Raw genomic sequence first — 12697 nt, 5'->3', positions numbered from 1 at the left:
CATATCACCGTCGACGCCGGCAGGCCCGTCTGAGTCGTTTGACGCCGGTCGAGTACGAGGTCATCATGACCACACCGGCCAGTCAGGCCGCGTGACCGAAACTGTCACCGGATCCTGCAGCAGTCCCAAGGCCAGATACAGCGGCTCGTATAGTGCGGTAACCAGTGACCGGTCGAGTGACGGCTTGTCGGAGTTCTCATCGAAGTAGGGTTGAAGGACTGCGAGCAGGGCGACGAGCAGGCTGGTCTCGGCGGTGTCGGTGCCGAATTCCGCAGCACGGGGCGCAAATGCCGCATCGACGAACACGACCCGGGCCGCCTCGCCGCCCCGCACGAGGCGGCCGATCACCTGCCAGATCACCACCAGTTGGTCCCAGGCGGCGGCGATCTGTTCGTCTCCGCGCAGACTCGACCACGCCATGCGGCGGGTCAGGAAATGCACCCATTGCTTGGTCGCTGCTCTGCGGTAGGCAAGGCCGGCGTCGTTCGGAGAGTCGTAGCGCCGGGCGGTGGTGTCGAATGTGTTTGTGCTTCCGCGTATTCCACGTACCGCCCAATCGTTGATTGCCTGGATGGCGAGAGTGATGTCGTCGGGGCGCGGGTGCGGGCGGGCTAGGAAGAACACGCTGCCGATCGCGGCCTTGCCTCCGGTGACCACGATGTTGTGGCCGCGCTCGACAGCGAGCAACGGTGCGATCAGGAGGCTGGCGCCGGTGTCGGCGAAGGTGGCGACCTCACCGCGGCGCAGGGTCATCCAGTAGTCGTCGACATCGGCGTCGTCGGAAATGAGCCGTGTCACACGGCCTTTCCATTGCGGAATGTTGTTGAGGTGGTCGAATGCCCGCTTTGCCTCGTCGTAGCTGCCGACCAGCACGAGGATTCGGCGGCGTTCCGGATCCTCGATGTCGGCCAGCTCCTCGTCGAACACGCTCGTCCCGCCGGACAGACTCCGATCGGGCAGGGCAAGTTGGTTGAGCATCTGTACCAATGCCGCTGACCGTGTGCGAGAGTCGGTGCCCGACAGACGGATCGGGGCCCGATCACCGGGCCCGGTGTTACCGGGCCAGTACAGCAGATGTGTGCGGAAACTCGACTTGTTGATTCCCGCCACCTCATCGGCGTGGGGGCGCAGCACCACGTCGACCGGTGCGTACACGTGGTAGCGGGTCGAGGTGCCCGCCCAGCTCGTCGCCGACATCAGCATCACATGTGGGCCGGGCCGGCTGTCCACGGCCCCGAGCCGGTGTAGCGAAAGAAGGAGTTCGCGTCCGACTCCGTTGCAGCGGAAGAAGCGCAGCTCGCCGCTGGGGCCGTCACCAGCGTGGAATTGGAAGCCGAGGATGTTGCCCATCGGCGATTCCGGGAGGATCGGTTCGTAGTCCTTCGGAGGGCGCCTCGACATCACGTTCGACGTGCCTTCAAGGTGGAGTACCGGCTCGACCTGGGTCCACAGGATTGTCATCCGGTCCAGGGAGTGATGCAGTGCCGCGAGCACGAGCGTGAACTCGAATCGGAGAACGTGCGCGTCGACTGTCTTCTCGCCGGCGTCGGTGTCGACGACGAGGAGCTCGGTCAAGGTGTCAGTGAGCCTGTCCTGCACCGACTCTCGCGGTGACTGCAGGATCTCGAGAGTCAGGTTCACGAACCGGTTCACCCACTCGGTTGCCTCCGGATCCGGGTCGTTCGATACGCGCTGGGCCCGCAGCGGCTGGTCGCGATACCGGTTCAGCACCGTCTGTACGAATTCGAGGCGGTCCAATGCCTCACCTCCTCCCGCGCCGTGAGCACCCTCGTGGGCACCCGTGGTGTCGGCTGTCGCGAACCAGTCGTCGATGAGGAGGCGGTGCAGGGTGAATGCACTGAAATAGTCCTCGGTGATCCAGCTCCGCAGTTCGCTGTGGTCGATCAGGAGAGCGAACAGCTTGTCCGCCGCGGTCTGTACGGTGTTGATCGCCGTGTTCCACTCGTCGACGTTGACGTTGACCAGCTGCAGATGACGGCCACGGATCAGTTCACCGATCTTGTGGACCGACACCTCGTCGATCCAGGACTCGTTACCGCCGCGCAGCGTCATCGCGGGCGCGAACGCGGTGTCCAGCTGCATCTGTACCCGATCCGCCTCGTCGACGATGATCAGGTCGCTTCGGCGGCATGCCAGCTCCAGGTACCGGATTCTTTCGGGCTGAATAGCATTAGGCAACCCGCTGTGGACCAGACCGGCCGGGGTGGCCACCCAGACCTTCGCCGTGATCAGGTTCCGAGAACCGATGTGCCGGGGACACCGGGAATACAGCGGGCACACATGACGTGTGTCGCGACGGGACCCGGACCCATGGTCGTGGTCGTCCCCGCGCGCCGGTAGCAACGACATGCACGGCGCCTCACGGATCCGCAGAGGACGGGTCTCCTCACTGCCGCGCAGAGCGTCGAGGGCACAGGCGCTGCTGAGGTACTGGAACCCGACGTGGTCATGGGCGAGCATGCTGTCGGCTCCGGCTCCGGCTTGTCGCCGGTGCAACCGTTCGAGATTGCGTTCACGAGTGGAATGTCCGAGAACTGGCGCCGCGTCAACACCGAGGTTGGTGAACAGTTCGACGATGGCCAGGACCTCAGCGACATCGCCTACGACCAGCGTGACATTCCGGGCCGGATCTGCTTGTGTGACAGCCCAATACGTGAGTATGTCGCGGACGGTCGACTTGCCGGCACCGACCATGCCCGCCATATTGAGCAGGCCGTCGATCCGAAACAGAGGGTCTGCGGAACTCGCGAATCGTTGACCGCGCCGATCACGGACCCGCAACTCGACGCGATCGAGGCGTCGGCGCCACTGATGGAGCTTCCCGCCACGGTCGTTCTCGATCGCATCCATCGTGTCTGCGGTCGCTTTCAGCTGTGACCAGCGGACCTCGACCGGCTCGCCGTTGCCGGGCAGCGGATCATCCAACTGGTGCCCCGTGGGCGCTGCGTCGGTCAACAGCTGCTTCGGGATTCGTACCGAGTAGCGCAGGTTGCCGACCGGGAAGGTATGTTCGCCGGCTCCGGCGATCGGGATCGGAGTTCTGGCGAAGGGCGGCGGATCCGACAGGACACGGTCGTAGACCTCGAACCGCCCGGCCGCCCGCGCGGGCTGGCGCCGCCGTGGCGGCGCGGATGGTTCGTCGAAGTCGAATCCTCGAAGGTGTTCAGGAATGGTCAGGTAGTCGGTGAGGCTGCGTCGCCATTCGTGATGGCGACGGCGGTCCCACAGGTAGTGCCGCGCTCGAGCCACCCGCGCGCGGGCCTCGTCGTCGGTCACGTCGCCGAACGCGGCGCCGAAGGGGTACCCGCCCAACAGCGTCCACGTATCGTCGGCGTTGCGGTCCGGGTTGAGGTGCTGTTGCAGGTACAGCCCGAGCTCGATGTCGAGCATGTCGCCTGGCCCGCACGTCCGGAAACTGGTCGGCCACATGTCACGCAGGTCGTCGAGTAGGGGCCGGTGCCACCGGCTCCGGTCACGCACGGCGTTCCCCCGTCATCGACGCAGTGACCGACGCGAGCTGACGGTCCACGACCGCGAGAAGTTCCCGGTCCGAGAGGAGCGTGATCTGCCCGGCGGAGGGATTCAGGTTCCGGATGAACACGCGCTTGTAGTCCTCTCGGTCCTGGAAGCGGTAATACGGGACCACCAGGGCCGCACGGTCGTACGCCGGCCTTCTGCGGAACGGCTTGGCGTTACGTCCCAGCAAGGCTGGGTTGGCGTGATCCTTCACGTCGATCGCCCACACGATGGCGCCGACGACGAACCTCAGGTCGTAGGTGTCGTACTCCGGCCACATCTGCGGGCTGAGATCCCTTCCGGGAGCCCGCAGACTGCGTTCGAGATCGACTTCGGCCAGGCCGGGTCCGGTGATGAACATACGCAGCGGGCGCAGCAGCTGCAGGACCCCTCCGTCGCGTGAACCGTCGAGCAGGTGCCCCACCTCCACCGGATGTCGGCGGCACCGGTCCAGCTCGCACCGATATCGGCCGGAGTTCAACGGCACCAACAGACATCCGCAGCGACGGCAGGTAGCGAAAGCGCCTTTCACCGACAGTGCCGCCGATGCAGGCAGGTAGCACTGCGTGAGGATCTCGCGTGTCGGGTCGAGGTCGTCGTTGTCGAGCAGCGCGCGCTGCTGCCGGCCGGTCATGACCGGCTTCTCGATCAAGGTCCGTCGGAATGCCGTGTAGGCCAGCGGAGATTCAGCCAGCTCACACGCCCGCATCGCCTCGAACAGCCACTTGTTCTCGATCTGTTCGGCGACCACATCAGTCGCCGACACGACCCATTCCAGGCATTGCTGGGTCGGCATCATTGTTTCCGAGTCGACCAAGGTGCCATCACTGTCGACGGCGTCGTCCGGGATGTCGAACAGCCACTCGCGCAATGGTTTTCGTGCCGCCCACGACATCAGGTCCGGCACGCTGACCGGTCCGGGATCGCCCCGCAGCACACAGGCCAGCGATACGTGGTTGAGTGCCTGCTGGACCACGCGCGGATACACCGGGTCCCCGGGCAGCGTCATCTCCGACAGTGCGCGGGCAGCAGTGGCGACCAGTCGTAGAAGGTCCTCGCCGTCAATCAGATTCGGCAGCCGGGTCGTGCTCGAACTCGTATTCGTCACGGGCGTCTTCCTCGTCATATGTGGCCACCGTTGATCGGTCGGCGCACCATAGGGATACAGGACACCACTGACATGTTTTACCGGGCCGAGCTTCGAACCGCAGGTCGTCGCGCCATTCCGAGGACAGTTGCCGCAGGGTTTCTCTCGCTTCGGCCACCCGACCGCTATCGGACGGATCGATCGTCCACAGCTCGGCCCGGTCCGGTCGGAGCAGTTCGAGCTCGACTCGCGATCCTCGCCCGTCGCCTCCGAGCCGGCCGTCGGCCAGCAGCACCGTCGCCAATGCGAGTTGTGGGAATCGGCTCAATAGCACGCCCGACACGTCCCGGCGGCTCTGCGTGGTCTTGACCTCCCGCCACACCCAACTGCCCGACTCCTGGTACAGCAGGTCCGGTTTCGCGACGACGATCGCGCGCGCCACGCGATCGTGGAACACCAGGGTCGGCTCCGGCAGGACCTCGCCAATGGGCAGGTCGAGACCGTCGAACGGGCATACCTGTAGGTGATGGCGCAGCATCTCGGCGCCACAGCGTGCGAGCTCACCGCGCACAGTCCACCCTTCCGCGGCCCACTCGTCGTCGCCGCTGGGCAACTCCCCGACGCAGCAGGCCCCCGCGCCTCGGGCATGCAGCGCGGCCAGTCTGCCGTGAACTGCCTGCCCGAGACCGGCGAGGTCGCTGTACTCGCCGATCCGGGGCACTCCGGCGCCGTAGAGATACATTCGTGCTGGGCAGTCACGGTAGTACCGCAGGGTGCTGATCGAGACGGTGCGGTACGGTGCGTCTCGCTCCGCGGTGACCCCGAGCAATCCAGGCGCATCGGTAATGTCGCGGCAGGTGCCGCCAAAAATCTTGCACGACAGGCAGTTTCGGCCCGGCTGGGTGTCGGTTCCGTAGACTGTCTCCTTGACCGCGTCCGCGGCGACCGACCGGTACAAAGACTCAGCTACCGCAGGTGTTCCATCGAATAGCACCTCGACCTCTCCGTCGAATAAGCAGACCTCTACGATCCGTACTCGTCCGACACCTGGCGGGACGGTGGAGTCGATCGGCGCGAAGGGCTCGCCCCACTCGCTCGGCGACCACTTGCAGGCGACGCCGAAGGCCGCAGCATAGGCCGCGACCGCGACCTGTCTGGGATCTCTGGCGTTTCGAAGCGAACTCCGAATGAATCGAAATTCCCGCACGGTGCCGTCGAGGCTCTCATAACCGCGTCCCCACGCGTACATTTCCCAGATTTTCGACTGGGTTTGTCGCCCCGCCACCCAAACCCCGCGAACCGGCCTCATGGACCGCCCGATCCCTGACCCGGTGGACATATTCACATAGGCACGCACGGCGTGCTCGATGAAGGTGACCACTGCGGCGTGGTGCCGTTCGCGCCATGACGGATCGGACACTGCCGAATCCTCGTCGACTCGATCGAATTCGACTCGGCTGACGATATCCATGATCGTCCCCAGCGCGAAATCCGCCAATTGCTCGCGCCCTTTGTAAATGCCCCTCCCGACCCGAATCGCCGGCCGAGCTTTCGCCGCAAGAAATCTCGGGCACGCCAGTTCACTGATCAGTAAATTGCCTGCCCCCACGCGGATCAGCTCGACAGGCACGGCACTGTCCTCATTAACCACCGAACCCCCTAGCGGCAACCGACACTCGCGTCAACAACACTACGACCCTTGACCACGACCGCACCGACGAATCCCTGAGGGTGGCGAATTCCCGCCCCACCTGTGGACTCAAAGCCACTCGACGAAACTCGACCATGCGGTATCGACTGCGCGCCCTGCACACGCCACACCAGCTCAAAAGCAGTTCATGGTGTCCCAAGACTTCCAGAAAGCAGTCGTAGAAGCGGTCACAACGGCCAAAACACCTGGACTGACTACTTCTTCAGCGCCGGCCCGGCCATCAGCGCAGTCAGCTGGGCACTGGTGGATACGATTACGAGGCGCCGATCGATCCAGGTAAGTTCACCGACTCGTCCCAGGCGCTCCTCGACGACTTCCCACTTCGGCAGAAGGCGTTAACATCACTGCAACAGCACTTGCCGGCCGCAGCACGGGACTACAGCCGCTCTCCAGCGATATTGCCAGAAGTGCCGATCACGACATAGAGCTCCGTGCTGCTGCAGTAAGATCCAGACGTTCCTCCCAGGTCATAGACCGATGCCGCGGAGGGCCGGGCACCCCCGCCAACGGGTCGAGCTGCTCGACATAGCCTCTCCCCCATTCGAGCCATTCGGTCGCAGTCGTCCGTTGCACGTCGTCCTCGACCTCGGCGACCCGTTCCGCCAACGCGGCCAAGTAGGTACGAATCATGGCGGCCTCGGCCCATCTGCCCGCTTGGCTGCGCAGTTCGTCCGCCTTCAGGTTCTCTCGGTGCTGGACTTCGGCGAGACGCGCCGCTTCGCGCTGACGCTCGACCTCAGCGATTGCTCGAATCCGTTCCGCTTCCTTGACAGCATCACGCCGGTCCGCATCTCGTTCGAGCCATTGCATCGCCTCGGGCAGGAGATCCTCGACGATAATCAATCTTTTGGGATTGTCCGTGAACCCGTGGGAGTCACGACCATCCAGAAGACATACATTGATACCGAGTTGACCGTTGGGCACCGAGTCCCACTTCGGAATCTTGGTCCAGGAGTATCGCTTCTGCTCCTCGAGTTCTTTCGAAGTGGCCACGTGCTCGACTCGGTCATTCTGCTGAAACACGCTGACGGTGTAGGTGTAGTCGCGGATAGCGATCTTGAGATGTCCGTGTTCGTACGTTCGATGGTAACCGTTGCGGTCGAGATCACGGCGCGGCAGAGCGGGCTTGTGTCCACGCGCATCAGCCTCTGTCGCGATGAGGTGCAGGATCCGGAGTGCGCGGGGTTTGACCTCCGCGGTGCAGGACAGGCGCTTCTCGGTGCGAACGCTCACGACGACCGGGTGCCACCGTGGAATGCGCTCGGCCACCACTACGTGTCGCGGCCAACCCGAGAGCCAGGTCGGTACGGTGCCGTAGGTGAAGACCACCTCACCATCTTGACCGGCGTTCACGATTGAGAGGCGACGGTGGGCTTGCTCCAACTCCTCGGCGTTCACGATGTCGACTAGCCGGGCGAAATACCGCTTTCTGCCGGTCACATCTCGACGCAGCTCACCGTTCGCGGCCGCAACGTCCGCAGCGAGTAGGCGCGCGGCGTCGAGATCCTCGCTGCTCTGCCGGTCGATCGGTGAGTCGATCGGCGAGCCAGGTTCCTCGGTTGGCTGCGATACCGCGTCGGGCGACTTCGCAACGCGTGGTCGTGGTACGGCGACCACAGAGACTGTCGGCCTCGGACGAGCGTCGGACTTCGCACCAGCGCGCTGCTGCCGAGTCCACTGGGCAGCAACGGGGAACGCTCCATGAGCGCAATAGTATTCGCCGCTCTCAGTGAGTACGGCGCTCCAACCACCACGCTTGGTGATCTTCACTAGCCGGCGGTTCTGTAAGGCGATCGCGGTCGCCTTGTACGTCGCATTCGGCCATTCGCGCGCCGGGCAACCTTCTGCGATCCAGTCGAGAACCTGCCGCTGCCGATCGTTGAGAGGAGCCGCCGTCCTGACCATACGAAAGATTGCAGCACAGACACATCCGGACAGCCAATGCCTTCTGCCCCATTCACCCGATTCGGACCCCCGACAAACCGCAGTGCGAAGACGTCCCACCGGCCGCGCACACCACATCCCGCCGGGCTTCGAGCGCCTCGTTCGGGCGATGGACAGTGCACGAACCTAGTCAGGTACGGCGGTGGGTGCTGGGTGGCTCGCCTGTCCAGCAGGTGAATACCCTGCTGAACGCTGCCGGGCTGGAGTAGCCGAGGCGGGAGGCGGTTTCCCGCACGGTGAGGCCGAGGGGGCCGAGCATGTCCAGCGCGAGGGTGCAGCGGACTTCGTCGCGTAGGGCGCCGAAGGTGGTGCCCTCGTCCGCGAGTCGCCGGCGCAGAGTGCGGACGTCGAGGTTCAGGGTCGCCGCGACGTCGTTCGCGGTCGCGTCGATCCGAGTGAGCATCGCGGAACGGATTCCGGTGGCGAACTTTCCGCGTTCACGGCGCTGTTGCAGGAGTTCGAGGCAATGTCGTTCGCACAGAGCCGCGGTGGCCGGGTCGGGCATCGACATCGGTTCCGTGAGGAGGTCGAGGGGAAACGTCAGGTTGCTGACGGGGCGATCGGCGACGATCGGCAACTGCCGGACCGGGTTCGGCGAGATGTCGGACAGCAGCCGGGTCATGCCGTCGGTCACGGCCGCCACGCTCCGGTGCGGGAGCGCCAGTTCCAAGCGCGTTTCGCCGAGGCGGTCACGCAGGCTCGGACCGAGGCAGCGCAGTACGAGGACGCCGCAGATGAGGACCGTGTCGCGCTCGAGGAGGAAGGCTCGGACGTCGCCGGGGAGCGTGTCGGTGCGAAATTCGATGCGGCCGGTGGTCCGGCCGAAAGTGACTGCAGTGTCGATGAATCGGTTGCCGATCTGGAGTGTGTTCAATGCGACGCGCAGGGCCTCGCCCGCGATCGGGCTGCTGAGCATGGCGAAACCGAGCAGCCGGAAGTTCGTCAGCGAGAAGCGCATTGCCACTTCGGTGCCGACGCCCGGCCCGTCGCCGAGCGTGTGCAACCGATTTCGGTTGGATGCACTGCAGATCCGAATCTGTCGGTTGACCTGCCCGGTACCTCTCGTCATCCAAATCACTAGGTAATTGATCGCACCGGCGTGGCTTGCACCTGGCAATTCCGGATCGCCGCAGACAGTTTGGTGCTCAATACGCCGAACCAGTTGTGCCACAATCTCACATCGAATATCTCCTACACCACCGCCGAGTGGCGGTGAAGGTCGGCGGGCGCCACGAGACCGAAACGATCGTGGCTATCAGCCATCACGCCGATCGGGACTACGAATTCATCCTGCAGCACGATACCTGCACCAAAGCCGCTGAGCACGACCCGGACAGTGGCGGCCAATTCGCCGGCACCTGAGACTACAGCGCGCCGAATCCGAAGTCCGGAGCCAACACTCGTCGCGTAGTCACGCCGGGGCCCGACGGCAAACCGGTCATGATGCCGTCACACCAGACGGGTTCCGTGGTCACACCATAGACACCGGCAATCAGCTCACCGCACGCACCGCCGACTGGTGCAGCTGGGCGCTGACCAGCTGTGGCAACACGGCCAAACTCGATCCGCCGGCACAGACCTGCACTGTCGGAGGGGGCGCGATCACCCTCGAATACTGGACCCATCGCGACTGACCGGCGGCGGCAGATCTCCTCGATGACCGGCACGGGATATCAGCGAAGCCGGTTTCACCGCCGACGTGGAGCTCACCCGGCATAGCGATGCCGAGGCTTGGAGATCTTAAAGACGGTCCTGGCACCGGCCGAAAGCCGCCTAGCAAGCCACACAGACCGGGGCTGATCTGACACCGAAGTCGGGCCTTCGACGCGGTTCAATACCCTGATCGCGCCTGGCGTAGTTCGATTGCACCCCCGGGTAACCCCGCACTGGGGTCGACCGGACGCCGAACCCGAGGCCGACAACGCTCACCTGAACCGCTAGCGAGACTGCCCGGAATCTTTACCGATAATTGTCCGAATCATTCCTATATGTCCGATCCCATATGGGTGCTGCCGGTGCTTGAGTTGCAAGGCGGCTGCAGCTCCTCTTGCAATCGAGTGCATAATCGAGTGGTTATGAACGCACTATCGCAGAGGCTTGTTCCCGATGACCTGTGGGAACTCCTCAAAACCGAGCTGCCGGTATTTTCTGAACGAACGCAAGGCGGTGGAACCCCTCCTGTCAATCAACGGCGGGTACTCGCCGCTATCGTCTACATCCTCACTGCAGGATGCCCCTGGAAGTCCCTGCCGAAAGCCTTCGATGTTTCGGCGTCGACCGCCCATCGGAGGTTCACGGCTTGGAGTGCGGCAGGCTTGTGGGACAGAGCATCGGACCTGGCAGAGCACTGCTTAGATCCAGGCCTGAAGTCATGGATCCAAGTCATTGCAACCGCTGGTCCCTCGCGATACAAAAGCAAACCAACGACTGCGACATGGGATCCTCCGTCAGCATCCCGAGGGAGAGACCACCCATTGCAGTAGTTACGCCTTGCTTGCTAATCTCACGACGACCCGGATTGATCACACTCACAGGAATGCGATGACAAGCAACTTCCGCACCGAGGCCATAGATGTGACACCGCAGCTGGCCTCGGAATGGTTGAAAAAGAATACCGGCAATCGCCCTCTCAGCAGAATGATGGTGGCACAGCTGGCAAACGCCATCCAGCGCGGCGAATGGCTACATACCCACCAAGGCATAGCATTCGACATCAATGGAGTCTTGATCGACGGGCAGCATCGACTTGCCGCTGTTGTACGATCCGGCGTTACTGTGCGCATGCAGGTAACTTTTGACGTACCATCTGCCACCTTTTCCGTGGTCGACACCGGCCGTAAACGTTCGGCCAGAGATATCCTCAGCCTCAGCGGCGAGGAGAATGCTTCATACTTGGCATCTGCACTACGCGTGCATTACTTATACTCCCACAACCCAAATTCAGTATGGGTCGGAACCACCTCGATGGTCACGAACGAACAAATCGTCGATTTCCTCCAAACACACCCCGAGATGCGGGATTCGGTGACACTGGGCAGGAGCCTGAACAAGGCATTTCGGATCTTGGTTCCCGCAGCAGCTGTGGGCCATTACCTCACGAAGTCACGCCGTCCCGATATCGACCAGACCGCATGGATTGACGGGTTGGAGTCTGGCGCCCATCTGGCGGAAGGTGACCCGCGGCTGATGTTGCGGAATGTCATCCTCCGCACTAGTACTGGGAAATCTACGACAAAGGCGGATGGGTCCAGGAACCAACTCCATCTGTACTTGAAGGCATGGAATGCCTGGGTGGCGGGCGGCCAGTTCCGTCAGCTCAATATCAAAGCCGGCGAGACGATGCCTGCCGTTACGACCAAGAAGTGGAACCCTGATCGCCCGAGCGGGAACATGGAAACGGAATTGTTGCTGTAAAGTTGGCAAGCTGGCGCGTTTGCGGTACGAATAGCTCAGCATGGCTTTGAACTCCGCAAACGATAACAACAACATTTCTCGGCTACATTTTTCGAATCCTCACGGCGTGCTCTATGCGTCGTCTGGTGATGCGGACGCGGCGGCAGTTCACCTGCCCGGTTGGATCGCGTTTCTTCTGACGACATGCTCGGCCATCACGCCCGTCACGGCACTTGCACCACCACGATGCCTGCAACGCGTTGTCCGCCATGCTCGATGCCAAGGGGTCTTCGTTGAAGTCTCCCCGTGGTGATTTCAAGAACGTAGCCCGGCGTGGGGTGCAGTGAGGTTCACCCCGGGGAGTGGACACCGATTTGACAGACCGAATGGTCTTGTTGAGAGGATGTCCGTATGCCCCTTCGTAAGCGCCGGTCGTACGCGACCGAATTCAAAGTCGAGGCTGCGCATCGTGTGATCGATTCCGACCGCACGACCGCCGAGGTTGCCAGGGAACTCGGGATCGACGCCGGCATGTTGAGCAATTGGGTGAAAGACGAACGCCGCCGGGACGCCGCCGCCGAGGTCCAGGGGGACAAACCCCTGGACGCGGCGGAACGGGCGGAGTTGCTGCGGTTGCGAAGGCAGGTCGCCGAGCTGGAGAAAGACAATGCGTTCTTGTCAAAAGCCTCGGCTTAGAACGTGTCTTACGTGGTTGTGATTCGTTCATGGTGTGCTGTGATCGGTTGTGCGGCATGATGTTCGACTTGTGGATGACCGGTTGTCGAAACGTCTTGTGCCGGACGAGTTGTGGGCTCTGGTCGAGCCGCTGCTGCCGAAGTTCCGCCGGCGCCCGCAGGGTGGCGGGGTGTCCCCGGTGGATGAGCGGGCGGTGTTCACGGCGGTGGTGTTTGTGCTGACCAGCGGGTGTGCGTGGCGGATGCTGCCGCCGTCGTTCGGGGTGACCGTGCCGACGGCGCATCGGCGGTTCAGCGTGTGGACCGAGGCCGGTCTGTGGCGGCGATTAC

The 12697-nt window shown here is 63.3% G+C and carries 10 protein-coding genes; 5 read left to right on the top strand and 5 right to left on the bottom strand.

Features of this window, described 5'->3' with window-relative positions; genetic code table 11:
• Positions 1-63: 63 nt before the first annotated feature.
• The 5 genes from NRB56_RS37965 to NRB56_RS37945 form a co-directional block, all read right to left on the bottom strand.
• The gene (locus NRB56_RS37965) at positions 64-3411 is read right to left on the bottom strand and encodes a pPIWI_RE_Z domain-containing protein (protein ID WP_227838686.1); all 3348 of its coding nucleotides are present in this window, start codon (positions 3409-3411) and stop codon (positions 64-66) included.
• A gap of 82 nt (positions 3412-3493) precedes the next feature.
• Positions 3494-4645 (bottom strand): pPIWI_RE_Y domain-containing protein, encoded by a 1152-nt coding sequence (locus NRB56_RS37960; protein WP_319944119.1) that lies wholly within the window; start codon positions 4643-4645, stop codon positions 3494-3496.
• Positions 4599-6254 carry a PD-(D/E)XK nuclease family protein gene (locus NRB56_RS37955; protein WP_153349216.1) on the bottom strand — a complete coding sequence of 552 codons (1656 nt, stop codon included), beginning with the start codon at positions 6252-6254 and terminating at the stop codon, positions 4599-4601. The genes NRB56_RS37960 and NRB56_RS37955 overlap by 47 nt, the downstream gene beginning before the upstream one ends.
• A 495-nt stretch (positions 6255-6749) precedes the next feature.
• Positions 6750-8240 (bottom strand): hypothetical protein, encoded by a 1491-nt coding sequence (locus tag NRB56_RS37950; RefSeq protein ID WP_153349215.1) that lies wholly within the window; start codon positions 8238-8240, stop codon positions 6750-6752.
• A gap of 169 nt (positions 8241-8409) precedes the next feature.
• Positions 8410-9348, bottom strand: a complete 939-nt coding sequence (locus NRB56_RS37945; protein ID WP_227838685.1) for a helix-turn-helix domain-containing protein — start codon at positions 9346-9348, stop codon at positions 8410-8412.
• Between the two features lie 137 nt (positions 9349-9485).
• Between NRB56_RS37945 and NRB56_RS37940 the strand changes: the two genes are divergently transcribed.
• The 5 genes from NRB56_RS37940 to NRB56_RS37920 all read left to right on the top strand — a co-directional run.
• On the top strand, positions 9486-9641 hold the full coding sequence (locus tag NRB56_RS37940) for a hypothetical protein (protein WP_153349213.1): 156 nt from the start codon (positions 9486-9488) through the stop codon (positions 9639-9641).
• Between the two features lie 626 nt (positions 9642-10267).
• Positions 10268-10762 (top strand): transposase, encoded by a 495-nt coding sequence (locus tag NRB56_RS40605; protein ID WP_153349212.1) that lies wholly within the window; start codon positions 10268-10270, stop codon positions 10760-10762.
• A gap of 58 nt (positions 10763-10820) precedes the next feature.
• On the top strand, positions 10821-11693 hold the full coding sequence (locus tag NRB56_RS37930; protein ID WP_153349211.1) for a hypothetical protein: 873 nt from the start codon (positions 10821-10823) through the stop codon (positions 11691-11693).
• 390 nt (positions 11694-12083) lie between these two features.
• Complete coding sequence (locus NRB56_RS37925) at positions 12084-12368, top strand: transposase (protein ID WP_153349210.1); 285 nt, start codon at positions 12084-12086, stop codon at positions 12366-12368.
• Between the two features lie 70 nt (positions 12369-12438).
• A partial coding sequence (locus NRB56_RS37920; protein WP_319944118.1) for a transposase occupies positions 12439-12697 on the top strand: 259 nt, incomplete at its 3' end.

The organism is Nocardia aurantia, assembly GCF_009604425.1.
Taxonomy (GTDB): domain Bacteria; phylum Actinomycetota; class Actinomycetes; order Mycobacteriales; family Mycobacteriaceae; genus Nocardia; species Nocardia aurantia.
This window is presented reverse-complemented; position numbering and strand designations above follow the sequence as displayed.